This is a genomic window from Neobacillus niacini (genome assembly GCF_036961885.1).
GTDB lineage: Bacteria > Bacillota > Bacilli > Bacillales > Cytobacillaceae > Neobacillus > Neobacillus niacini_H.
Genome location: NZ_JBALNQ010000006.1, coordinates 44,888 through 67,900, shown reverse-complemented (window position 1 = coordinate 67,900; position 23,013 = coordinate 44,888). Strand labels below are relative to the sequence as shown.

The window sequence follows — 23,013 nt, the reverse complement described above, 5'->3', positions numbered from 1 at the left end:
AAAGTGAAAAATGTTTAAATATATCATTGGCAGTGTGCTAATCGAAGATAATTGAGGAGGGCTTTATATGTATTTCAAAGTAAAGTTCTGGAGAAGATTAACAAAAAAACAGAAGTTGAGATTACTAAGGCAAAGAGCCCACATTAATTCTGCAGGTAAAGGTTTTATAGCATAGGTGGAATATAATGGAGACCCTTGGAAAATAACTATAACCTACAAAAAACACCGTTCAACGGTGTTTTTTGTATTAGCCGATTAAGATTTTTTCTTCTGCATATTTAACCTTTGCTTCTTTACGAGGGTTCAACAGAGCAAAGGCCAGGGTAAGTGGACCAAGCCTACCAATAAACATCATAATCGTAATTAAGATTCTTCCAAAAGGAGACAATTCTGTTGTGAGATTGGCTGACAAACCCACCGTACCAAAGGCGGACAGGGTTTCAAATAATAGTTTACTCATATCAGCTTTTTCAGTAAAAGTGAGTAAAAAGAAAATGAGAAAGATAAAGAAAATAGCTGCAACCACAATTGAAAGTGATTTATTGACTAATTCCCATGGAATTCTTCGTTTAAACACGTTCACATTGTGCCGATTTGTTACTACTGTCCAAAAAGCTAAAATGATAATAGCAAAGGTTGTTACTTTTATTCCACCGCCAGTGGATCCTGGAGATGCTCCAATAAACATTAAAGCCATCATAAATACAAGAGATGAGAGGTTCATAGCACCAATGTCTATCGTATTAAATCCAGCAGTTCTTGTTACAACTCCTTGAAAGTAGGCTGCCCAAAGTTTATCTTCAAGATCAAGGTTTCCTAAGGTGGCAGCATTATTGAATTCTGAGATCAAAATAATTAAAAATCCTGCAATACTAAGGAATAGTGACATGAGAATGGCAACTTTAGAATGTAGCGATAGTTTCCGTATAGACCTTTTATTCTGAATGTCGAGAATAACTGTAAAACCAATTCCCCCGATAATAAAAAGTGATGTGACCGCAATATTTACTGTTGGATCACCGACCCATTTACTTAAATTATCAGGTTCAAGTCCAAAACCTGCGTTATTAAAAGCGGATACCGAATGAAATATTCCATAATATATGGCTTTTTGAATTGGCATTTCAAATGACCAACGAATGGCTAAGGCAATTGCACCAAGTAGTTCAAAAATAAACGTGATGAGAATTATATGCTTAACTAAGCTGACAACACCGGCAAGAGAAAATACATTTAATGAATCTTGAAGAAGTAACCGCTCCTTTAAACCAATTTTCTTCCCTAAAATAATGAACATAAATATGCCTGTGGTCATAAACCCCCAGCCGCCAATCTGAATCAAACATAGAAGGACAATTTCGCCAAATAAGGTAAATGTAGTCCCGGTATCCACGACAGCCAGCCCCGTTACACAAACAGCAGAGGTCGCCTCAAATAAAGCATCAATAAAACTTAGGCCGCTTCCTTCTTCATTGGTTGCAATAGGCAGCATAAATAAAAAAGTCCCTAATAATATTAAACAACCAAAGCCTAAAACGAGTATTTGGGCAGGATGCATTTTGATTAAGTTGCCTTTTCTTTTCATTATTTCCACAATTTAGCGCTCCTTTTAGGACCCATAATAATATGCTTTTACGTTAGGATACCAAAAAAAGGAACAATAGTGTAGAAGTCATTTTTAACATTTATTAAAAGTTGTTGAGCATGAACGATAAGATTGCTTCTCACTTGGAAAGAGATAACTATTCTTGATATGATAGGTTATGTTGAAAAGGGATAAATCAAGTATTAAACATGACGGAGGCAATCAAATGTATAGCTTTAAAAATGATTATAGCGAAGGAGCACATCCTAGAATATTGACTGCATTACTTGAAACCAATTTAAAGCAGGATGAAGGATACGGGGAGGATCAATATTCCTGTAAAGCAAAGGAGCTGATCAAAGAAAAGATCGCTAGCACTAACGTTGATATTCACTTTATATCGGGTGGAACACAAACCAATCTTATTGCCATTTCATCTTTTTTAAAACCGCACGAAGCAGCAATCGCAGTTAGTTCCGGGCATATTCTTGGGCATGAGACAGGGGCAATTGAAGCTACCGGTCATAAAATCCTTTCGGTAGAGGGGAAAGATGGAAAACTTACAGCAGCAGATTTGCAGATAGTCCTTGATGGTCATCCTGATGAGCACATGGTGAAACCGAAACTCGTATACATATCAAATTCTACTGAAATAGGATCCATTTATTCTAAGCTAGAACTTCAGGAGCTACATGATTTCTGTCAATGTAACCACCTGATTTTGTATATGGATGGTGCGAGACTTGGTTCTGCATTGTGTTCTGAAGAAAATGATCTTCAGCTAAGTGATCTTCCTGACCTAGTGGATGCATTCTATATTGGTGGAACCAAGAATGGTGCACTAATTGGCGAAGCATTAGTGATCTCCACTGATTCTTTAAAGGAGGATTTCCGATATCATTTGAAACAAAAAGGCGCTCTCCTTGCCAAAGGAAGATTATTGGGTATACAGTTCCTAGAACTTTTCCGGGACGATTTGTTCTTTGATTTGTCCAAACATGCGAATAGGATGGCAGGGTTACTAAGGGAGGAATTAAGTAATTTAAATATCAAATTTCTTACCCATTCTCCATCCAATCAACTATTTCCGATATTCCCGAATTCAGTAATTACTATCCTGCTAAATAAGTATTCTTTTCATATATGGGAAAAGGTTGATTTAGATAAATCTGCCATTCGCCTTGTTACTTCTTGGGCAACAAAGGAAGAAGAAGTAGTTGGATTTATTGAGGAACTTAAAAAGGTACTAAAATGCAGCACTGTATGACCAAGAAAAAGCTCCAATACTCACTAATTTCGTGAGTGTTGGAGTTTTTATATTCAGTTGAGAATGTTATTTGAAAAAAACATCATAATAAATATAACGGAGGTGTAAATATGGGCTTTTTAGACAAACTATTTGGGAAACAAACGAAGGAGGAAGTACAAATGACAACTGAAAAGTTAAACATTGGAATTATCCTGGGTAGCACACGTCAAGGACGGGTTAGTCCACAAGTAGGTGAATGGGTCAAAGGGATTGCCGATAAGCGAGGGGATGCCAATTATGAAATCGTTGATATTGCTGATTTCGATTTACCATTTCTAGGAACAACGGATGGAGCAGAAGGTGGACCTTGGAATGAAAAATTAGCTAGTCTTGATGGATTTGTTTTTATTGTTCAAGAATACAATCACAGCATTACTGGGGCTTTAAAAAATGCCTTAGACTTTGCTCGTGAAAATTGGTATAACAAAGCAGCAGGAATTGTAAGTTATGGGTCAACTGGTGGTGCTCGTGCTGCTGAGCATTTACGCGGAATCTGTGCAGAATTAAAAATAGCTGATGTCCGCACACATCCCACACTTTCATTATTCACAGATTTTGAAAATATGAGTGTTTTTAAACCAGCGGATTTACATCTTGATAATGTAAATGCAATGCTAGGTGAAGTTGTAGAGTGGGGCCGCGCTTTAAAAACGGTAAGATAAGAAATCAAATTTATAAGCATAGAGAGACTAAAAGCACTTATGATAAGTGCTTTTTCTCGTTAACCCATATATAATAGCTTATTAGAGACAATGAAGGGATGATTTTCATGCATATAAATGAATTACAAAACTGGGTGACCAAATTAGGACTTACCCCACATCCAGAAGGTGGCTATTACAAAAATACATATGGTTCTACTGAGAATATCTCTGATAATGAGTTATCTGTGAATTTTGACGGTCAGCGAAAGCTTTATACGAGTATTTATTTTCTTTTAACCTCTGAGAATGTTTCACATTTTCATCGCCTTAAATCGGATGAATTATGGTATTTTCATGGAGGAAGTTCTTTGACAGTACACGTAATTCATGAAAATGGTGAATATCAAGAAATGAAATTAGGGCTGAATCTTGATGAGGGAGAGGTCCCTCAAGTGTTAGTGAAGAAAAATTCAATCTTTGGATCTTCTGTTAAGGAGAATAATACATTCTCACTTGTTGGCTGCATGGTTTCCCCAGGGTTCGAGTTCAAAGACTTTGAATTATTTACACAGTCTGATTTATTGCAAAAATATCCCCAGCACAAGGAGATCATCATGAAACTAGCGTACAAGGAACTGCCAAAGTAAATCTTTGACCGTGAGTATTATGACATATTCATGGAGTGTTTTTGGTCTAGGATGGAATTAGTAAAGGAAGGTAAAAAAATTGTGTAGAGATTGGAAATGGAATGAATCACATAAAAGTGCAGATTGGAATCAAGACTACAATTCTAAACATGAGCTCTAGCATGGAAACCACTCCTTCATATTGATTTATATCATTAGTATAAAGGGGTTTTATTAAGCAAAAGTTGAAGGATTGTAAATTTACTGTCAATTTATACATAGACTACCATAAATGTCATTTCTATTTCACAACTTCCTTAAGTATTATCGACTATAATATTTGTGGAAGTATTTTTTTACATAAGATTGTGAAATATTGAACAAGTAAAAAGGAGGAGTTGGATGAAGTACAGCCATTTATTTGAAAAAGGAAAAATCGGGAGCTTAGAACTGAAGAATCGTGTTGTAATGCCAGCAATGGGTACGTCACTGGCTGGACCAAATGGAGAGGTCACAGACCACCAGATTGCCTATTATGAAGAAAGAGCAAAGGGCGGAACTGGGTTAATTATTGTTGAATATACTTCGATTGATTATGACTACGGAAAGTCTACTTTTAATCAGCTAAGAATCGATGAAGAACGTTTTGTACCTGGAGTACATCGACTGGCAACAGCGGTTCAAAAATATGGGGCAAAGGTATTCGTCCAGCTGCAACATTCAGGCAGAGAAACAACCTCCATGGTATTAGGTGATGGCAGGCAAATCATTGCACCTAGTTCCGTAACTTGTACAGCCATTGGGGAAGAACCAAGAGAAATGACAAATGCAGAAGTGAAACAGACGATCAATAAATTTGTAATGGGTGCCTATAGGTGTAAAAGAGCGGGAGCAGACGGTGTCGAACTTCATGGTGCACATGGCTACTTAATTAATCAATTCTTAAGCCCAAACACAAATCTTCGAACCGACGAGTATGGCGGAAGCTTCGAAAATAGAATGCGATTTGTCGAGGAAATTGTAGTCGGGATTAAGAATATGTGTGGGAAGGACTTTCCTGTTTCCATTCGTTTGAGTGTGGATGAATTTGAAGAGGGAGGAACGACTATAGAATTGAGTAAGCAGATTGCTCAGTATTTAGAAAAGATTGGCGCTGACGCAATCCATGCCAGCTGTGGAAATTATAATTCAATGGATAAAATGATCGAATCGATGATGTTCGAACAAGGCTGGCGAGTTTATCTTGCACAAGCAGTAAAAGAAGCAGTGACGATACCTGTCATAACAGTTGGGGTAATTCGAGAGCCAGAGTTTGCGGATAAAATTCTTGCTGATGGAAAAGCAGATTTTATCGCAATGGGACGTCCCCATATTGCCGATCCGGAATGGGCAAAGAAAGCGCAGGAAGGGCGAGATAAGGAAATTAGAAAGTGTATTTGCTGCTTACATTGTACCAGAGGAGTAACAGCTCACATATCGTGTTCGATAAACATTCGAGCAGGAAGAGAGTTAGAATTCAGGGAACTAAAAAAAATAGAAGAAAAACGAAAAGTTGCGATTGTTGGTGGTGGACCTGGTGGAATGGAAGCGGCTAGAGTTCTGACTTTAAAAGGATACGATGTCACTATTTTTGAGAAGGACACTACGCTAGGCGGACAATTGAATCTGGTAACAGCTCCGATCGCAAAAGAGAAAATGAACTGGATCATTGACTATCATACCAATGAAATGGAACGGCTAAATGTTGATGTACTACTTAATACAGAGGCGTCCATTGAAAAAATCAAAGAAATAGACCCATATGCTGTTTTCTTAGCAACGGGTGCCAAACCGATTATTCCCGATGTAGAGGGAAATAACTTACCTCTTGTATGTGACTATGAAGATGTTCTCTTAGAGAGAAATGATTTTACAGATAAAAAGGTTGTTGTAGTAGGTAGTGGGATGGTTTGTTATAGCGTAGCGAGCCAGCTTTCTGCAAAGGCTGCTGATGTAACCTTGGTTGAGGTACCAACTGAGACCGGTAGTAAGGTATCCGCTCCAACAAGATTAATGCTAATCAATCGATTGAAAAAAGCAAATGTTGAAGTAATCGAAGGCCAACACGTTATTAAAATTTCACCTAACTCTATTATCATCGAGAATGAATATAATCAGCAACGGGATATTGTGTTGGATCATGTTGTGTTCTCAATGGGAACCCAATCCTTTAATCCGTTAGAGGAGTCTTATCGTAAACACTTTAATAATGTCTTTGTAATTGGCGATGCAATCAATCCTGGCTCGATAACAAATGCAATAAAAGATGGGTTTGAAAAGGCATATGTCCTAGAATCACTTATAATAAAAAAAGAATCGGCAAAAGAATTGGTGGAAATTATTTAATATCGCATTATCAACTCCTTTGACCTAGTCAGAGGAGTTTTTGCTCGTTCCAATTTCTAACATAAAGAATCCTTTTCTAATTTAGGCAAATAATAACCATAGCTCATTTTAGAAAAAGGTGAATGGTGTTGAAGATTAAACGTAAAGGATTATCTGCCTGGCAGCTGACAATGATGGCGTTAGGAAGTGTAATTGGCGGATCTTTTTTTCTAGGCTCATCTGTTGCAATCAACGCAGCGGGTCCGTCTATTTTATTATCCTATATAGCAGCTGGAGTACTCGTGTACCTAATCCTGTTTGCAATGTCAGAGATGACAGTGGGAAATCCTACCGTTGGCTCCTTTAGTACCTTTGCAGCCAGGGAACTTGGACAAGGTACTGGATTTGTCGCCGGCTGGCTTTATTGGACAGGGACTGTACTATCGATGTCAAGTGAAGCAACAGCGATATCCATTTTAATCCGTGAATGGTTTCCCAATGTTTCGATTGCTTGGCTGGGAGGCTCGATAATTGTTGGTGTTACCCTCTTAAATTTATTAGGGGCAGATAAAATAGGCAAGCTCGCGAGCGGGCTTTCAGCTGTCAAGATTTTTGCGATTATCTTTTTTATCCTAACAGCATTGGTTTTAATCGCAGGATTAATGCCAGATACACCAGCAATTGGTGCAGGCGAATTAGCAAGGGAACCATTAATGCCTGGTGGATTAAAAGGCATTGCTGGCAGTATGTTACTCGTAGTTTTTGCTTATGCAGGCTTTGAAATAATTGGATTAGCAGCTACAGAAACGGATAATCCAACAGAAACCATACCGAAAGCTATCCGATATACGGTTTTTTCCCTTGTGGGCTTGTATATTCTGTACGCGGCTGTATTATTGCCACTGATTCCTACCGCGGATCTAAGTGAAAATGTTAGTCCGATGGTCGCATCTCTTAACCGTTGGGGGATTGGCTGGGCAGGTACTGCCCTTAATTTAGTGCTAATATCGGCTATTCTTTCTGCGATGCTGGCATGTATTTTTGGATTAGGAAGAATGATTCGTTCACTAACTGATGAAGGTCATGCTCCTAATTGGCTTAGAGACGTAAGAGATGTGCCTTATCGTGGAATATTATTCTCTGGTCTAGCCATGCTGATTGGGTTGTTTTTTGGACTTTTATTTCCAAGAGCCTACCTAGTATTAATTACTTCTGGTGGCTTTGCTTTGATTTTTACCTATGCAGTGATTATGGCAAGCCATATTCGTTTTCGAAAAAGGGAAGGCTGTCCTCCAGGAGGGCGTTGTCAAATGCCAGGATTTCCATATACTTCATGGATTGCGTTGATAAGCTTAATCGCAGTTTTATTGTGTATGCCCTTTATTCCTGGTCAAACTGCTGGGCTTGTAACAGGAACAAGCATGGTAGTGGTTTTCTCGTTGATTTATTATGTGGCCCACCATCGGAGTGGTTTAAAAGCGAAAGATACAACGAAACCAGCTAAAAGGGATTTTCAACCAAGTTTTGTTACAGAGTTTTCAGAGGAAATAGCCGAAAAGGTTGACGAGACTCACAAGGATAAATAAACTTAAAGAGGTTTCTTTCTTTGAAAATCAAGAAGCTTAAGGGTGAAGACAAATAGTATGGAACAAACAGAACCTCTTTTATCATTTGAATTTGCAGATTCTAACGGAAAAGTAAAACCGGTTACATTTCAGAAACCGCTACGCGTAATTACAGCTCATAAAATTGAGGATGTTATCCCTAGTTTTCAACTTGTACAGGAGGAAGTTGAAAACGGGTTTTATGCAGCCGGATTTTTATCATACGAAAGTGCTCCTGCTTTCGATCCTGCATTTAGGGTCAAGCGTGGGAGTTCCATGCCGCTGCTTTGGTTTGGTATTTTTTCAGAGCCCGGTCATAAATATCTAAATAGCTCGGGGACCTTTACACTATCAGAATGGAAACCTTCCATTTCAATGGATACATACAAAGAAGCAATTAACTATATAAAACAATGTATTGAAAGCGGAGATACCTATCAAACCAACTATACCATTCGTCTCCATTCACACTTTACCGGGGATGGGTTAGCTTTTTTTGAAAGGCTGAAAAAAGCACAATCCTCCAATTATAGTGCTTATCTCCATACAGGTGATCATAGTATTTTATCTGCTTCACCGGAGTTATTTTTTCACTTGCATCAAGGGAAAATTACCACCAAACCGATGAAAGGAACGGTAAAACGCGGGGTGTCACCTGATGAAGATAGTGCCAACGCGAATTGGCTTTATCATTCTGAGAAAGATCGCGCCGAGAATGTGATGATTGTCGATTTGTTACGGAATGATCTCGGGATGATTGCAGAACCTGGAACCGTTTCAGTAGATAAGCTTTTTGAAATTGAACACTACCCAACCGTTCATCAAATGACCTCAACGATTTCAGCTCAAGTTTCCGAAACTACCAGTCTAATGGACATTTTTAAGGCCCTTTTTCCCTGTGGGTCGATTACAGGTGCACCAAAGATTAGTACCATGAACATCATTGCAGAGTTAGAAAATGAACCACGTGAAGTTTATTGCGGGGCAATAGGCTACATATCACCGAATAAAGAAGCGATTTTTAATGTACCAATTAGAACGGTTGTGATTAATCATCAATCTGGTGAAGCAGTTTATGGGGTAGGTGGGGGAATTACTTGGGATTCCACTTCGCAAGGGGAGTACCACGAAATCCTTGCGAAAGCTAAAGTATTGGAAGGGGTACCGTCAGAATTTGAGCTCTTAGAAAGTATATTAGTAGACAATGGAGAATACTTTCTACTTGAAGAACATCTGAATCGGATGGGAAAATCAGCAGGTTATTTTCGTTTTGAGTTAGATATAGAAAAAGTTAAGAATACCCTGAAGGATTTTTCAAGTAAAAATAACACCGGGTTGCGTAAAGTTCGCCTTCTTGCAGCAAAAAATGGTGATTTGACGATTGAAGGGCAGCCCATTTCCCCTCAAGTAGCAGTTGTTAAAGTGATCCTTGCGAAAGAACCAGTCGATAAAAATAACCCATTTTTATATCATAAAACAACCAATCGAGAGGTTTATACGAAATTTCAAAAACAACTGACTTCAGAAGCTTTTGATATCCTGCTGTGGAATGAAGACTTTGAGTTAACGGAGTTTACAAATGGCAACATAGTCTTGGAAATAAACGGCACATTATGGACACCTCCAGTAAACTGCGGATTACTAGCAGGAACGTTTCGAGACAGGTTAATAAAAATAGGGGAAATTCACGAAAAAACTCTTACACACACTGACTTAAAAAGGGCAGAAAAAATCTGGTTTATCAATAGTGTTCGGAAATGGCAAGAGGTACATTTAATATAAAAATACTGTTTTTCCAGTAGGGCAATTGTTCAATAGGCAATTGCTTTTTTTTATGCTTATTTAAGTGAAATTAATACACTATAGTCTTGATTTATATCAAGGAAAAGTAATGAATAGAGCGCTAAAATAAAGGTAGTAAAGCAGACAAACTGATTTACTAATTTACAGAAAAACAAAAGGGGAGAATATAATTATGAAAAAACTAGGATTACTTTTCTTAGCGAGTGCATTATCACTGGGCTTAGCGGCTTGCGGAGGCGGAGATGAAGAAACAACAGCTCCAAAACAAGAGCAATCAACTGAAGCATCATCCACAGAAGGTGTCGAAGTATATACAATTACTGCAACAAACTGGGATTTCAAATCAGATAAAGAATTGACGATAAAAAAAGGAACAAACGTTAAAATAAATTTAGTCAACAAAGAAGGTATGCATACAATTAGCAGCAAGGATTTAGGTATTGAATTGGGTGCCGATAAACCAGCAGAATTTACAGCTGATAAAACAGGTACATACGAATTAATCTGTTCCACTGTGTGTGGGGCAACAGAGGACCATGAAGCCATGAAGATTTCACTTAAAATTGTAGATTAAGATTTTTATAGGGAAAACCTTTAATAAATGATGAAGAAGGAACCGTTAATTTGGTTCTTTTTTCTTTGTCTTTTTGTCTATTTGAAATAGCCGGATATAGTTTCAAACGGTTGAAAATGGTAGAATAGATAAATCAGAGGAGAAAAAGAGGTTATTTGATATGAACGAAATAGAGGTAATCGCCCGTAGAATACTAGGATGGAAATTAAATCGTTGGGATAGATGGTTTGATCCTGAGAAAAGGATTTTCATATATGATTTCCAGCCTGATAAAAACCTAGAGCATGCACTTTTTATCGTTGAAAAGCTAAAAAGTTTCGGCTATACATACAGTTCAACTGGTGATTATCAGGTTTGTTTTAATGAGGTTTGTGAAACGGGTGATACGTTAGCACAAGCGATAACAAATGCAGCATTTTCACTAGCGGATAATCGTTCGATAGCAGAGGAATGGCTATAGGTAGGGACTAGAGTATACCTCAAGTCCCTAATAGTTTCCATCATTTATCTATTGAGATTGCTATCATAATCATATACATCAAATAAATAGCTATAATAATGACTTGTTTTGTCTTTTTTTGTTCGATGTGTTTTCTGATAAAGAGAAATAGGAAATGATGAAAATACCAAGATTGATCCACATAAGAAAATTAAATATAAAATAACTCCTACTATATACATATAAGGTACCTCCTTTTATTTATATACAAAGCTTAATTTATGAAACGCGTTTCAGAGCAAGGAAAAGTTTTTTCAAAAAGGTGAGGCTATGACGAATATTAAAGACATTGCAAAAATGGCAGGGGTCTCCGTTTCAACTGTTTCACGTGTATTAAATAATCATCCATATGTAAGTGAGGAGAAAAAAGAAGCTGTCTTGCGGGTAATCGAGGGGAGTAATTACCAGCGCAATATTAATGCTGTTCATCTAAGTAAAGGTGCAACACAACTTATTGGCGTGGTGATTCCCTTTTCCAATCATCCCTATTTTGGGTTATTAATAGAAGGAATAGCGAATGAAGCAGTGAAATATAACAAAAAGTTAGTTCTGTTTCAAACAAATTATGAAGAAAATCGCGAAATTGAAGCATTAGAAATGCTGCAGCATAAACAAATCGATGCATTAATTATCTGTTCAAGGATTTGTGGATGGGAAATGATTAATGAGTATAGAAGCTATGGTCCAATTGTATTATGTGAAGATTCAAGGGGCCACAATGTGTCTTCAACTTTTATCGACCACTATAAAACGTTCTTCAAGGCATTAGAATATTTACATAATAGGGGACATCATAAAATTGGTTATTGTATAGGCAGGAACTCAGGGGCAAATAGTGAGCTGAGGGAGAAGGCGTACAGAGATTTCCACCTGAAAGTAAAAAAACACATTGAGCCAAAGTACATTTTTATTGATTGTTTTAATTTTGTTGATGGGGAGCGAGTGGTGAAATCACTAATGAAATTGAGTGATCCGCCTTCTGCCTTATTAGTTACAAGCGACCAAGTAGCTGCTGGGATCCTAACCTGCTGTAAAGAACAAAATATTTTAATTCCGAATGAGCTTGCAATAATGGGCTTTGATAACCAACCGATTGCGAAAATGATGAACATTACTACTCTGGAAATCCCATTAATAGAAATCGGGAAAAAACTCTTCCTCCAAGCTATTCAACAAACGAATCAATTTCATGAGGAGATCGTTGTAAAATTAATTGAGAGAGGAACAGTTTAAACCAAAAAACACCTCAAATTTATACATTTTTTAGACACCAAAGTCAAGACATAAGGGAGAGATTGTAAATGCAAGTGGGGCACCCTTTCAAGATCGCCAAAAACGGCAGTGATGAATACTTCACACCTGCTTATGCAGTACAACCTGTAAAAAAATACCTAAAACCTAACTCAACAGTATGGTGTCCTTTTGACACGAATGAAAGCCATTTTGTTAAGGAATTGCGAAAAGAGGGACATACTGTAATCGCAACGCATATTGAAAATGGAGAGGACTTTTTTAACTTAAAGATAGATTGTGATTATATCATTAGCAATCCACCCTATTCTGTTAAAATTGAAGTGATAGAACGATTATTTGAATTAGGTATACCTTTTGCCATGCTTATAGGAGTGGTTGGTCTATTTGATAGTAAGGATAAAGCAAATTTATTTAAAGATAAGGCTTTCGAAGTCATGTATTTAAGCCCGCGAGTAGGCTATTTTAAGGACTATGCTAATCCTGTACCCATTAACGGTATTCCGTATCAAAGCGTTTACCTATGCAGTAAGCTATTGCCAAAACAAATTGTATTTGAAGAAGTAAATAAAAATAGTTAAGTAACAGCCGGTAGAAATAATACACTAGATAAAACGAAAAAACGCCGCGACGCAGCGTTTTTTTTTTAATGTGAATTTCTGTTATCTCGTTATGGCTTCATGCTTAAATCCGCTCTGAGTGGTATACACTTCAAACCATTCATATTGCGGTGACTTGAACCACTCATATTTTGGTAAATAGACTAAGTATCTGGTATTTCCCTCAGCATCAAGGATAGATTTGAAAATGGTAACATTCCCAAAACCAAATGTTCTGTCTAAGTACCCTTCCATCCCGTCTCTAACCAAATTCATTTTATCTTCTTTTTCTTGCTTATGTAGCTCCAGTACACCATCAATAAAAATACTCAACATGACTAAGGTAATAAGTATTAAAACGAAAATAAAAATTTTAAGCAAAAGTATCCCCCCTAAAATAGTTGTGCTGATTTCCCAATTTCCAACCAATCATCGCCCAGCTCCTTTTATGTCCATATAATATGATTTTACAATTCCTAATCGGGGGATGGTGTGATTAAAATAACAGGTTTACAATCGGTATAAAAATTTTGATGACAAATGGCTTTCAGAAAACATTAAAAAGAGATATCCTTGCTTAATGGACAACTTGTAAAACAAAATCAAAGTATCATTTAGGAGTGCATATATTAATGAACCAAGAATTTCTTTATATCATCCTCATCATTGCCCTTGGGTATCTATTAAAAAGGTTTAAGATCTTACAAGAAAAAGATGGAGAAGTCATTGCAAAAATTATTTTTAAAATAACCCTACCTGCATTAGTTCTAGTTACATTCGATAAGGTGAAAATAGAAACTTCATTAATGCTCTTACCAATTATCGTCATCCTTTTTGGAATCATTACAACATTTTTCGGTTTGCTATTTTTTAAAAATGAGGAAAGAGAACGGAAAGGTTCCTTTCTCATGCTATCATCCGGATTTAATGTTGGATTATTTGCCTTTCCACTCGTTTTTGCCATTTGGGGAATGAATGGATTAACATATTTTAGTATGTTCGATGTTGGAGCTTCCTTTATCGTCTTTGGAATCGCCTATATTTTGGGTAGTTATTTTTCCGAAGAAGGGTTAAATCTTAATCCAGTTGAAATTATAAAAAAACTTGGCAAGTCTATCCCATTAATGACCTATTTAATTGCGAGTATTTTAAATTTAAGTCAAATCCATCTACCAGAGATTTTGATTAATATTGCCAATACACTATCAGGAGCCAATATGCCATTATCGTTATTATTATTGGGCATTTACTTAAATTTTAATTTGGAAAAACAAACGATTAAACCTATATTAAAATATTTAACATTCCGATATAGCTGTGGCTTGCTTTTTGGAATCGCCTTATTCTATTTTCTCCCATACGATCAAATGTTTCGTTATACGGTGTTGATTGGACTATTGCTGCCTGCAGCAGCATCGGCAATTACCTTCGCAGTAGAATTTAAATATCGTACCGAATCTATTCGTTTAATCGCTACGATTTCAAATATCACGATAGTAATAAGTATCGTAATATTGTATGTTTTTGCTAACATTATTTAATGTCTACTCAACTTAGGTACAGGTTAATTAAAAGTGATAGAAGACGAACGAAAAAGAGTATGTTGAAATAGCCCTGTGATATGTATTTTTTGGAGGAAATTAAATGAGACCACACATTATTGAAGTATTGAAGCAAATAGAGAAAGATTATGGTGTAAAAATTTTATTCGCTTGCGAGTCAGGGAGTCGAGCCTGGGGGTTCCCTTCCAAAGATAGTGATTATGATGTACGGTTTATTTATATACATAATCCAAATTGGTATTTATCAATTGACCAAAAAAGAGATGTGATTGAAATTCCTGCTAGGGATCCAATTTCAATCCCCATCCACCCTTTATTGGACCTAAGTGGGTGGGAGTTAACAAAAGCACTAAGACTTTTTAGAAAGTCAAACCCACCTCTTTTAGAATGGCTTAGGTCAAGCATCGTTTATTATCAGTCGTATTCAACCATTGAAAAAATGAGAGCACTAGATAAGAATATTTTTTCGCCAACATCTTGTTTGTATCATTATTTGAATATGGCAAAAGGAAATTTTCGCGATTATCTTCAAGGAAACGATGTTAGGATTAAAAAGTATTTTTACGTGCTTCGGCCTATTTTGGCGGCTAAATGGATTGAAAAGTATCATTCTATTCCTCCAATGGAATTTCAAGCACTAGTAGAAGAGATATTGGAACCTGGAGAGTTAAAGGAGTCTGTCTTAACATTATTAAAAAGGAAAATCGCAGGAGAAGAGTTAAATATGGAACCAAGAATCGATAGCATTAACGAATTTCTTTACAAGGAAATTGAGCATCTAGAGGCTTACTCAAAGGGTTTAAACATAGAGATTCCTGATCCAACTAGTGAACTTAATCAGCTCTTTAGAGATACATTAACTGAAGTTTGGGATGAAAAATCCTAAAAATTTCAACTAAGCAATTTATTTAATCAATAAAAATAAAGGCCTAGAGATAAATATTCTCTAAGCCTTTTGTTGTGCGATATGAATAACACTGAAAACCCCGTCTATAATCCCCAATCAGCTTTTAGGATTTCTTTTAGATATGTTACTTGTTCCGTTCCAATCTTTTCCTCAATTTTTTTCTCTATAGTTGCTTTTAGTGCCTCGTTTTTTTCAAAAAATTGCTCGCCTAATAAAGTTAATTGAATCCCTTTTTCTTTATTGTTATTCTTTACGCTCATAACCTCAATTAATCCTTTTGACTCAAGACTTTTAATGAATTTATGAACGGCTTGCCGTGATATGTCTACATGCTTTGTTACATAGGAAATCGTTGTTTGCTTTTTATATATACGAGCCATGATGAACCATTCCGAATTTGCTATTTGAATATTACTGTTATCGTTCCACAATTCCTCTAATAATCTCCTAAGAAGTAGATGCCGCTCACTTAATAAATCTATTAAATCTAAGTTTTGTAATCCAGGATTCAATGCTTTCACTCCAATTATCGTAATCGACTTAAATATACAAAACAGACAAAGGATTGTCAACTTAGTTGACGTAATGGTGATATTGTAGTAAAATTAACATAGTCAACCAAGTTGACAATTAGTAGAATGGGAGACTCAATCATGTTTAATGTTGGCGACTTGATAATCTATTCATCACTTGGTATATGTCGAATAGTTAATATATGTGAAAGAACATATAACGGAAAAACTAGAAACTACTATGAAATTCAGCCGGTTGAAGATCACAACCTAACTATTCATAATCCTGTTGATAATGATAAGGTAGTTATGCTTGGCATTATTAATCGAAGCGAGGCAGAAGAAATTCTCGAATCCTTCAAGCAACCCGGTATTCATTGGATAGACAAAGGACACGACCGAACACGAGAATATACTGATATTGTAAATAGGGGAAACCGAATAGAGATTTCAAAAATCGTTAACACATTGATGCGTAAGAAATATGAAGCTGACCGAAATGGAAAGAAAATCGGTGATCCGGACCGAAGACTATTATCATCCGTTCAAAATATATTATTCAAAGAATTAGCCATTTCTTTGGATACTACGTTTGAGGAAATATTTGAAAAGACAACAAGATATGTATCTGTTGAACTTTGAAAAGGAAGGCAGCTGCCTTCCTTTTTTTTATGGTATTTTAGTAGAAAGCAGTAACTCTAGTTCCTCAATAAATAAGGCTAAAGAGGGATTCTTATTTATTTTCTTCCAAGAGGCAAGAATATCCACTTTATGATCATCCCCTTCAATGTTTATAAAACGAAGTGTAGGAGCTGCGGAAGATTGGAAATATTTTGGTAGAATGGTTATGCCTATTCCAGCATCGACCATCATTAACACTGCTTCAATATGGGAAGCCGTATTAACTAGGTTTGGAGAAAAACCATGATTGTTGCAGGCAGCTAGTAAGAGGTCAAAGCCTGGAGGGGAGACTTCTCTTTCTAGCATGACAAAGGAGTCCTTTGCCAATTCTGCAATATTGATACTTTTTCTATTAGCAAATGGGTGGTCTTGATGCATGATGATACAATGGGGCTGTGTCCATAATGTTTTGTATTCCAATCCACCAATACTTTGCAGTCCCAATGACAGGGTAAAAGCAATATCTAGATCATCGCTTTTTAATTTTTCAATGATTTCCCCTACATGATAATAGTTTAACCGAATCGTCACTTTTGGATATTTGCGTCTGAATTTTCGAATCAACAGGGGTAAAAAATCCCTCACAGGGACGCTCAATAAGCCAATATTAATGGTACCAATTAACCCTTCCTCAGCATGATGGGCATTTTCAATTGACTCATCAAGCTTCCTTAATACTTCCTTCGCATCCTTCAAAAAAACAGTACCAGCTTCTGTCAATTGCACGGAATGTTTCGTGCGGTTGAATAGTTTTACACCTATTTTTTTTTCTAAATAGGCAATCTGTTGACTCACAGCAGGTTGTGCGACATAAAGCTGCTTAGAGGCTTCCGTGAAGTTTAAATGTTCAGCAACTACAATAAAGTACCGTAATGGACGAAGGTCCATGAACATTCCCACCAATCCTATTAAAAGTTATGAAACTATTATAAAAGGAAACTCTAAAATGAACAAACGTTATAAGGAAAACCTTATCACGGAGACGGTTTTCTGATATTTCCAAAAATTAAGACATTTATATATGATAGTACTAACGGAAGCGTCCAATTAACGAACAAGGAGGTATTTATTTGAACCAATTATTGCAACAATTAACCCATGATGAGGCAGTCGAACGTACTAGAAGTATAGCAAACCAGATTAAACTACGCTTTAAATTAACGGAGGAAAATGGTTGTCAACCACAAGAAACGATTTCCGACTATATCGATGCTGGACTCATCCGTGCAATGGTTCCGAAACGTTGGGGCGGACATGAATTGGGATTCGATACTTTATTTAGAACGGGTGTTGAAATAGCGAAGGCGGACCCATCGGCGGGATGGTGCTACACGTTGCTGGTCGTCCATTCATGGATGCTTGCTTACTTTCCAGAGGAGGCACAGCGAGAGGTTTGGGAAAAAAATCTAGATGCAACGATTGCTACTTCTTTTGCTTCATTTCCCAAGAATGAAATACTTACACTAGAGGATGGGTATCAAATTAACGGCACATGGGGTTTTTCATCAGGGATTGATCACAGTGACTATGTGATGATGCAAGGAAATATTGATGTAAATCAAGAAACAGGGTTAGCTAGAGAAGTTCTGTTGCTGCTGGTACCAGTAGAAGATTTTGAAATACAAAAAACATGGAAGACGGTCGCTCAAAGGGGAACAGGCAGCAATAATATTCTCCTTAAAAATGTATACGTTCCCAAACACCGAACCATTGACTTGGCTGCTTGGTGCCAAAGAGGGGAAGGTCCTGGAAGAAAGGAAAATACAAGTCTTCTTTATAGCCACCCATTATATGCAGCGATGCCAGTCTGTTTAACGTCTGCTTTGCTAGGTGCTAGTATCGGTGCGTACGAACTTTGGCGAGACGGCTTGAAAAATAAAGTCAGTGCCAGAAATGCAAAGGTGGCCGATTTTACCCATCAACAAATTCGGTTAACCGAAGTTTCTGGTTTGTTAGCAGCTGCTGAAGCACTGTTAGAAAAAACGGTAACAAGACTTAGTACGGGGGAACCGATTGATACCTATGAAAAATTGCGTATTCGTAGAAATTACGGGTATGTGGCGAAAATGTGTAACCAAGCAGTCAAAACGATTGTAGATCATAGCGGAGCGGGCATTGTCTATGAAGGGAACCCAGTCAACCGCTATTGGAGAGATGTTCAGGCATCGTCCATGCATATTACCTTTAACATGGATTGGTTAGGCGAGATGTTTGGGAAGTTGGAGTTAGGCCTGCCACTTAGTCAAAAAGATTCATTAATATCATAATTAACAGGAAGGGGGTATATATTTGAACCAAGTAACGGAGCAATTAACGAATGAAGAGGCAATTGAACACGCTAGAAATTTGGCAATCAAGATTAAACCACGCTTTAAATTGACGGAGGAACTTTCTCGTCAGCCCGAAGAAACGATTCAGGACTTTATTGAATCAGGGCTAGTCCGTGTCATGACACCAAAACAGTGGGCAGGACATGAGCTAGGTTTTCATACCCTGTCTAAAACGACCATGGAAATAGCGAAAGCCGATCCTTCTGCAGGCTGGTGTTACACGTTGCTGCTCATCCATTCATGGATGCTTGGCTACTTTCCGGAGGAGGTACAGCGTGAGATTTGGGAGAAAAATCCTGATGCAAGTATTGCTTCTTCTTTTAATCCCTTCCCCACAAACAAAGTGATTTCCGTAGAAGGTGGATATCAATTGAATGGGGAATGGGGATATTCGTCCGGAATCGATCACGGGGAATGGGTCATGGTAATGGGATTTGTTGATGTAGACCCAGCTGATGGAATACCCAATGAAATATTGATGATGATGGTACCAAAAGAAGATTTTGAAATTCAAAAAACATGGAAAACTGTTGCAACAAGGGGTACTGGCAGCAATAATATTACACTTAAAAATGTATTCGTTCCCAAACATCGCGTTCTTGATATGATCGCCTGGTGTCAAAAGGGTGAGGGTCCTGGAAGAAAAACAAATACAAGTCTTCTTTATAGTCACCCGTTATTTGCAGCGATGCCAGTCAGCTTATCTTCGGCATTGTTAGGAGCAAGTCAAGGTGCCTATGAGCTATGGCGAGATACAATGAAAAATAAAGTAAGCGCCAAAAACACAAAAGTAGCCGATTTTACCCATCAACAAATTCGAGTGGCAGAAGTTTCTGCTATGTTAGCAGCTGCTGAAGCATTGTTAGAAAAAACGATAACAAGGCTAGGTACCGGAGAACCAATTGATACCCATGAAAAATTACGTCTTCGTCGAAACTACGGATTTATTGCAAAAATGTGCAACAATGCCGTCAAAACGATCGTAGACCATAGTGGAGCTGGTATAGTTTACGAGGGAAACCCACTAAACCGGTATTGGCGGGATGTTCAAGGATCCTCTATGCATTACGCTTTTAACATGGATATGTTGGGCGAAATGTTTGGAAAAATGGAGTTAGGGATTCCGCTTGATCCAAAAAGTACATTAATTTTATAAATTAACAGGAGGTTTTATAATGCGTCTAGCAACAGTAAGTGTGGAAGGTGAACAAAGGATTGCTGCAGTAATGAACGAATCCTATATCGATTTAAATAAGTCTTGCGAACTCTTATTTGAAAGCAAGGGTCAAGCCCGGGCAAAGCAAATAGCAGAAGCTTACATTCCGCCTAATATGATTGGTTTTTTACAAGGCGGAGAAGATAGCCAGAATCTTGCAAAGGAAAGTATCGAATTCGTTCAAAACAATGAATTTTCCGATGATGTAAATAGAAAGCTGTACTACAAAGGCCGACAAGTAAAGTTGGAGTCACCGATTCAAAAGCCAGAAAAAATCATTTGCGTAGGACTTAACTATCGCGAACATATTGAGGAAATGGGAAGAGAAATTCCAACCATCCCGGTTGTGTTCGCAAAATATAATAATACGATTATTGCAAATGGAGACCCCATTTTAAAACCGAAAGTCTCTGACGATCTTGATCATGAAGCAGAATTAGTTGTGGTAATCGGGAAGAAAGGCAAATACATCCCTGAAGAGAATGCCATGGATTACGTCGCAGGTTATACTATTGGCAATGAAGCTACTATTCGTGATTTCCAAAAGCGTACCAAAGAGTGGCTGCAAGGAAAAACATTCGATACGACTCTGCCATTGGGACCTCACCTAGTAACAAAAGAAAGCTTACCAAATCCACACAACTGTAATTTAGTCCTTACACTTAATGGAGAAGAACGTCAGCGCTCGAATACTAAAAACCTAGTATTCAATATTCCATATCTAGTAAATTTCTTATCTAATATTATGACGCTAGAGGTTGGAGATATTATTTGTACGGGTACACCTGGTGGAGTAGGACAGGCTAGAAAACCTGTTTCATGGATGAAGCATGGAGACATTGTCCGCGTAGAAATTGAGGGTCTTGGCGCTCTAGAAAATCCGATTGTAAACGAATAAACAAGGCTCTTTTCTTAAACTTTGTTGTTTATAATAACAAAAATTTATGATTATGCAGTGTTTTTGCAGAATACAGCAGAAATTTAATAGAAAAGAGCTTGCAAACTATATTCAAGGCTCAAAATAACTATTTCCACGTTAAAATCGGCTTTAAGATTTTAACAACCATCGTTACGAGAACAGCCATAAATTGAAAAGGGTGATGAGAAATGGCAGGTCCAGTTAAAGTTACGCCTGAAATGGATGCGTTTCATCAAGAAGTATCAAAAGATGCATTTGAACCATTATGGATGGCAGCACCTGAAGTGATGCACAGACAGCCTAAGTCGAAACCTATCCCATATATTTGGAAAAGAGAAGTAATTGAGCTTCATATGAATAAGGCAGCAGAAATCATTAATTTTAACAATGGCGGCGACCGCAGGGTATTGATGTTAATTAATCCTGGAATGAGAGATTTAGAACCGTACGGCTGGGGAGCAACAACGCAAACATTGTCGGTATGCGTACAAATCCTGCTGCCAGGTGAGGAGGCACCACCTCACCGCCATACACAGACAGCACTTCGCTATATTGTAAAGGGTGAGGGTGCATATAGTGCAGTGGAAGGGGAAAAAGTGTACATGTCCGAGGGTGACTATGTTATCACCCCAAAGGGTTTATGGCATGAACACGAGCACGAAGGAACAGAACCGATGATGTGGATGGATTGTCTAGATACGCCACTAATATTCTATTTGCACGGTACGTTTTTTGAGCCACATGCACTAAAAAAGCAGCCAATAACACGAAAATCAAGTATTAATAAATACCAGGGAGGCATGGTTAGACCACTAGCTGATCATCAACCAAGCCAGGCTCCACTGCCAGCATACAAATACAATTCGACGCTAGCCGCGCTCAAAGGTTTAAGCGATCACTACGATCCAGATCCCGTCGAAGGGTATGTAGTCGAATACATTAATCCTTCCAATGGACAATCAGCGAATGAAAACATTGGAGCATGGCTGCAAAAGCTGCCAGCAGGTTTCCATGGGAAAGCACACCGCCATGTTAACAGCGTGGTATACCATATTAAAGAAGGAAAAGGGTATTCGTTGATTGATGGAATCCGATTTGATTGGGAAAAAGGGGACTACTTAGTCATTCCGACATGGGCTTTACATGAGCACGTAAATACATCTGAAACAGAAGAGGCTATTCTGTTTTCTACCAATGATATTCCTATTTTTGAAAGAATGGAACTGCAAAGGGTCGAGGAATATTCAGAAAACAAAGGGTTTCAAGTAGAAGTTGGGAAATTTAGTCCTGCCCAAGTTAATGTATGAATGAAGAAATGAGGTGTTCCATGAAACTTGGATATCGAATAAATCGTTCAGAACGGTATGTAAGTCCAGAAATCGTAAACGCATATGCGGAAATACCTACCTCCATTATTAGTGATGGTATGGAAAGAATGTTTGCGATCGACAGCAGGATAAGACCTTTTCATTCAAAACCAAGCATGGCAGGGCATGCACTAACCATACACTGTCCACCTGGAGATAACCTGGTGCTTCAAAAAGCCATTGATATGGCGGAGCCGGGTGACGTGTTAGTTTTGAATATGGGAGGAAATACGACACAGGCCCCTGTAGGTGAAATAGTAGTAAGCAATTGTATCAGGAGAGGTGCTGTCGGACTTGTAATCGATGGTGCAATCCGTGATAGCGATATTTTGCCAACACTCGAGATTCCCGTTTTTGCGAAAGGTGTTACCCATCGTGGCTGTTATAAAGACGGACCAGGAGAAATTAACGTTCTAATTGCTTGTGGGGGTGTCGTCGTCCGACCTGGCGATTTAGTGGTTGGAGATAGCGATGGCGTAGTTGTTGTTCCTCATGAAGAGGCCGAGGGGTTATTACCAAAATTGAGGAATTTGGTTGAAAAAGAAGTCAAAGTGCTCGAGCAAATCAAAAACAGGACCATCGACAGATCCTGGGTAGATAAAGAGCTGCAAAATAAAGGATTTACGATTTAGATGCAGAACTATTACAAGAGCTCAGGAAA

At 37.8% G+C, this 23,013-nt stretch carries 22 protein-coding genes; 18 read left to right on the top strand and 4 right to left on the bottom strand.

Translation table 11 applies throughout. The annotated features are described in order from the left end of the window. Positions 1 to 247: 247 nt before the first annotated feature. Positions 248 to 1,585: a TrkH family potassium uptake protein gene (locus tag V7124_RS03425; protein ID WP_335485999.1), complete on the bottom strand. Its 1,338-nt coding sequence runs from the start codon at positions 1,583 to 1,585 to the stop codon at positions 248 to 250. A 226-nt stretch (positions 1,586 to 1,811) separates the two neighbouring features. Between V7124_RS03425 and V7124_RS03420 the strand changes: the two genes are divergently transcribed. The 10 genes from V7124_RS03420 to V7124_RS03375 all read left to right on the top strand — a co-directional run bounded on the left by V7124_RS03420 (position 1,812) and on the right by V7124_RS03375 (position 12,840). After that, the gene (locus tag V7124_RS03420) at positions 1,812 to 2,852 is read left to right on the top strand and encodes a threonine aldolase family protein (protein ID WP_335485987.1); all 1,041 of its coding nucleotides are present in this window, start codon (positions 1,812 to 1,814) and stop codon (positions 2,850 to 2,852) included. A gap of 110 nt (positions 2,853 to 2,962) precedes the next feature. After that, positions 2,963 to 3,556: an NADPH-dependent FMN reductase gene (locus V7124_RS03415; protein ID WP_335485984.1), complete on the top strand. Its 594-nt coding sequence runs from the start codon at positions 2,963 to 2,965 to the stop codon at positions 3,554 to 3,556. Between the two features lie 107 nt (positions 3,557 to 3,663). Next, on the top strand, positions 3,664 to 4,185 hold the full coding sequence (locus V7124_RS03410) for a cupin domain-containing protein (protein ID WP_335485981.1): 522 nt from the start codon (positions 3,664 to 3,666) through the stop codon (positions 4,183 to 4,185). A gap of 381 nt (positions 4,186 to 4,566) precedes the next feature. Further along, a complete protein-coding gene (locus V7124_RS03405; RefSeq protein ID WP_335485978.1) occupies positions 4,567 to 6,549 on the top strand; it encodes an NAD(P)/FAD-dependent oxidoreductase in 1,983 nt (660 codons plus the stop codon). A gap of 128 nt (positions 6,550 to 6,677) precedes the next feature. Continuing rightward, positions 6,678 to 8,114, top strand: a complete 1,437-nt coding sequence (locus tag V7124_RS03400; protein WP_335485976.1) for an amino acid permease — start codon at positions 6,678 to 6,680, stop codon at positions 8,112 to 8,114. A 57-nt stretch (positions 8,115 to 8,171) separates the two neighbouring features. Beyond that, positions 8,172 to 9,914 (top strand): aminodeoxychorismate synthase component I, encoded by a 1,743-nt coding sequence (gene pabB / locus V7124_RS03395; RefSeq protein WP_335485997.1) that lies wholly within the window; start codon positions 8,172 to 8,174, stop codon positions 9,912 to 9,914. A gap of 193 nt (positions 9,915 to 10,107) precedes the next feature. Further along, on the top strand, positions 10,108 to 10,509 hold the full coding sequence (locus V7124_RS03390; RefSeq protein WP_335409624.1) for a cytochrome C oxidase subunit II: 402 nt from the start codon (positions 10,108 to 10,110) through the stop codon (positions 10,507 to 10,509). A gap of 160 nt (positions 10,510 to 10,669) precedes the next feature. Beyond that, a complete protein-coding gene (locus V7124_RS03385) occupies positions 10,670 to 10,969 on the top strand; it encodes a BC1872 family protein (protein WP_335409625.1) in 300 nt (99 codons plus the stop codon). 309 nt (positions 10,970 to 11,278) lie between these two features. After that, positions 11,279 to 12,241, top strand: coding sequence for a LacI family DNA-binding transcriptional regulator (locus V7124_RS03380; RefSeq protein WP_335409628.1), 963 nt, complete (start codon positions 11,279 to 11,281; stop codon positions 12,239 to 12,241). Between the two features lie 68 nt (positions 12,242 to 12,309). Then, entirely contained in the window at positions 12,310 to 12,840 is a 531-nt protein-coding gene (locus V7124_RS03375; protein WP_335409630.1) for a hypothetical protein, read from the top strand. Positions 12,841 to 12,921: 81 nt separating this feature from the next. On the opposite strand, the gene V7124_RS03370 is transcribed toward V7124_RS03375, so the two are convergent. Beyond that, entirely contained in the window at positions 12,922 to 13,239 is a 318-nt protein-coding gene (locus tag V7124_RS03370; protein ID WP_335485973.1) for a hypothetical protein, read from the bottom strand. 251 nt (positions 13,240 to 13,490) lie between these two features. Here V7124_RS03370 and V7124_RS03365 point away from each other — a divergent pair, with 251 nt between their 5' ends. After that, the gene (locus tag V7124_RS03365) at positions 13,491 to 14,399 is read left to right on the top strand and encodes an AEC family transporter (protein ID WP_335409634.1); all 909 of its coding nucleotides are present in this window, start codon (positions 13,491 to 13,493) and stop codon (positions 14,397 to 14,399) included. Between the two features lie 103 nt (positions 14,400 to 14,502). Further along, positions 14,503 to 15,306, top strand: a complete 804-nt coding sequence (locus V7124_RS03360) for a nucleotidyltransferase domain-containing protein (RefSeq protein WP_335409635.1) — start codon at positions 14,503 to 14,505, stop codon at positions 15,304 to 15,306. A gap of 104 nt (positions 15,307 to 15,410) precedes the next feature. Here V7124_RS03360 and V7124_RS03355 read toward each other — a convergent pair whose 3' ends face one another. After that, positions 15,411 to 15,839, bottom strand: coding sequence for an HTH domain-containing protein (locus V7124_RS03355; protein WP_335485971.1), 429 nt, complete (start codon positions 15,837 to 15,839; stop codon positions 15,411 to 15,413). Between the two features lie 141 nt (positions 15,840 to 15,980). Between V7124_RS03355 and V7124_RS03350 the strand changes: the two genes are divergently transcribed. Beyond that, on the top strand, positions 15,981 to 16,481 hold the full coding sequence (locus tag V7124_RS03350) for a CarD family transcriptional regulator (protein WP_335409638.1): 501 nt from the start codon (positions 15,981 to 15,983) through the stop codon (positions 16,479 to 16,481). Between the two features lie 27 nt (positions 16,482 to 16,508). On the opposite strand, the gene V7124_RS03345 is transcribed toward V7124_RS03350, so the two are convergent. Beyond that, positions 16,509 to 17,408, bottom strand: coding sequence for a LysR family transcriptional regulator (locus V7124_RS03345; RefSeq protein WP_335485968.1), 900 nt, complete (start codon positions 17,406 to 17,408; stop codon positions 16,509 to 16,511). Between the two features lie 182 nt (positions 17,409 to 17,590). Here V7124_RS03345 and V7124_RS03340 point away from each other — a divergent pair, with 182 nt between their 5' ends. The 5 genes from V7124_RS03340 to V7124_RS03320 all read left to right on the top strand — a co-directional run bounded on the left by V7124_RS03340 (position 17,591) and on the right by V7124_RS03320 (position 22,984). Further along, positions 17,591 to 18,787 (top strand): acyl-CoA dehydrogenase family protein, encoded by a 1,197-nt coding sequence (locus V7124_RS03340; protein WP_335485965.1) that lies wholly within the window; start codon positions 17,591 to 17,593, stop codon positions 18,785 to 18,787. Between the two features lie 22 nt (positions 18,788 to 18,809). Next, a complete protein-coding gene (locus V7124_RS03335; protein WP_335485962.1) occupies positions 18,810 to 20,006 on the top strand; it encodes an acyl-CoA dehydrogenase family protein in 1,197 nt (398 codons plus the stop codon). A gap of 19 nt (positions 20,007 to 20,025) precedes the next feature. Continuing rightward, positions 20,026 to 20,964, top strand: coding sequence for a fumarylacetoacetate hydrolase family protein (locus V7124_RS03330; protein WP_335409648.1), 939 nt, complete (start codon positions 20,026 to 20,028; stop codon positions 20,962 to 20,964). A gap of 209 nt (positions 20,965 to 21,173) precedes the next feature. Then, positions 21,174 to 22,292 (top strand): cupin domain-containing protein, encoded by a 1,119-nt coding sequence (locus tag V7124_RS03325; RefSeq protein WP_335485958.1) that lies wholly within the window; start codon positions 21,174 to 21,176, stop codon positions 22,290 to 22,292. 20 nt (positions 22,293 to 22,312) lie between these two features. After that, positions 22,313 to 22,984 carry an RraA family protein gene (locus tag V7124_RS03320; protein WP_335485955.1) on the top strand — a complete coding sequence of 224 codons (672 nt, stop codon included), beginning with the start codon at positions 22,313 to 22,315 and terminating at the stop codon, positions 22,982 to 22,984. Positions 22,985 to 23,013: the final 29 nt, after the last annotated feature.

Coding starts and splice junctions, on each gene's coding strand:
- V7124_RS03425 (WP_335485999.1), bottom strand. CDS start 1,585: ATGAAAAGAAAAGGCAACTTAATCAAAATGCATCCTGCCCAAATACTC.
- V7124_RS03420 (WP_335485987.1), top strand. CDS start 1,812: ATGTATAGCTTTAAAAATGATTATAGCGAAGGAGCACATCCTAGAATA.
- V7124_RS03415 (WP_335485984.1), top strand. CDS start 2,963: ATGGGCTTTTTAGACAAACTATTTGGGAAACAAACGAAGGAGGAAGTA.
- V7124_RS03410 (WP_335485981.1), top strand. CDS start 3,664: ATGCATATAAATGAATTACAAAACTGGGTGACCAAATTAGGACTTACC.
- V7124_RS03405 (WP_335485978.1), top strand. CDS start 4,567: ATGAAGTACAGCCATTTATTTGAAAAAGGAAAAATCGGGAGCTTAGAA.
- pabB (WP_335485997.1), top strand. CDS start 8,172: ATGGAACAAACAGAACCTCTTTTATCATTTGAATTTGCAGATTCTAAC.
- V7124_RS03390 (WP_335409624.1), top strand. CDS start 10,108: ATGAAAAAACTAGGATTACTTTTCTTAGCGAGTGCATTATCACTGGGC.
- V7124_RS03385 (WP_335409625.1), top strand. CDS start 10,670: ATGAACGAAATAGAGGTAATCGCCCGTAGAATACTAGGATGGAAATTA.
- V7124_RS03380 (WP_335409628.1), top strand. CDS start 11,279: ATGACGAATATTAAAGACATTGCAAAAATGGCAGGGGTCTCCGTTTCA.
- V7124_RS03375 (WP_335409630.1), top strand. CDS start 12,310: ATGCAAGTGGGGCACCCTTTCAAGATCGCCAAAAACGGCAGTGATGAA.
- V7124_RS03365 (WP_335409634.1), top strand. CDS start 13,491: ATGAACCAAGAATTTCTTTATATCATCCTCATCATTGCCCTTGGGTAT.
- V7124_RS03360 (WP_335409635.1), top strand. CDS start 14,503: ATGAGACCACACATTATTGAAGTATTGAAGCAAATAGAGAAAGATTAT.
- V7124_RS03350 (WP_335409638.1), top strand. CDS start 15,981: ATGTTTAATGTTGGCGACTTGATAATCTATTCATCACTTGGTATATGT.
- V7124_RS03345 (WP_335485968.1), bottom strand. CDS start 17,408: ATGGACCTTCGTCCATTACGGTACTTTATTGTAGTTGCTGAACATTTA.
- V7124_RS03330 (WP_335409648.1), top strand. CDS start 20,026: ATGCGTCTAGCAACAGTAAGTGTGGAAGGTGAACAAAGGATTGCTGCA.
- V7124_RS03325 (WP_335485958.1), top strand. CDS start 21,174: ATGGCAGGTCCAGTTAAAGTTACGCCTGAAATGGATGCGTTTCATCAA.
- V7124_RS03320 (WP_335485955.1), top strand. CDS start 22,313: ATGAAACTTGGATATCGAATAAATCGTTCAGAACGGTATGTAAGTCCA.